General features: G+C 61.5%; 1 protein-coding gene. It reads right to left on the bottom strand.

Annotation, left to right across the window (positions count from 1 at the left end):
• Nucleotides 1–27: 27 nt before the first annotated feature.
• A partial coding sequence (locus tag J7024_RS37015) for an IS3 family transposase (RefSeq protein ID WP_234746064.1) occupies nt 28–847 on the bottom strand: 820 nt, incomplete at its 5' end.

Raw genomic sequence — 847 nt, 5'->3', positions numbered from 1 at the left:
TGACCTGCCTGGCTTCTTCGGGCCATTTCAATCTTGGGGAATGGCCTCGGTTACTTCAGTTAAACAATACCGCTGCTTGAACTCGTCGGGCGTCAGATAGGCCAGGCTCGAGTGCGGCCGGATGGCATTGTAGTGACGCCGCCACTGCTCGATCACAACCTTCGCTTCCGTGCGCGTTCGAAACCATTCAAGGCTCAAGCATTCATCTCGGAACTTGCCATTGAAGCTCTCGTCCGCGCCGTTCTGCCAAGGCTTGCCTGGCTCGCTGAGCGCCATGTCCATGCCGTTCTGCGCCGCCCACTTCAGGATGGCCCGCGATACGAACTCTGGGCCGTTGTCTGAACGCAAGTAACGAGGCGCACCATGAAGGCTGACCAGTTGGGACAGAACTTCGATGACACGTCCGGAACGAATCGATCCGGCCACGTCGATTGCCAGACATTCACGCGTGTACTCATCGATCACCGTCAGACACTTCAACTGCTGGCCGTTGGCACACGCGTCGAATACGAAGTCGTACGCCCAGACGTGTCGTGCCGCCGTCGCCGGCTGCGGACGAGGGCGATGGACCGACACGCGTCGACGGGGGCGCTTGCGCGGCACCTGCAACCCGGCAAAACGCCACAGCCGCCAGGCTCGGTCGGCGCTCATGGGATGACCCTGCCGCTCCAGAAAGATCTGAATGCGGCGGTAACCATAACGCGGATACTGCGCCGACAGGATACTCATCGCTGCCAATACCGGCGCGTCCCGCACGGCCAGTGTCGATTCGTAGTGCAGTGCCGATCGGGCGACCGACATCAGCGCGCACGCACGCCGCTCCGACAGGCCTCGCGCTTTCGCATAC

This window comes from Burkholderia sp. WTPI3, from assembly GCF_021483755.1.
Classification (GTDB): domain Bacteria; phylum Pseudomonadota; class Gammaproteobacteria; order Burkholderiales; family Burkholderiaceae; genus Burkholderia.
This window is presented reverse-complemented; position numbering and strand designations above follow the sequence as displayed.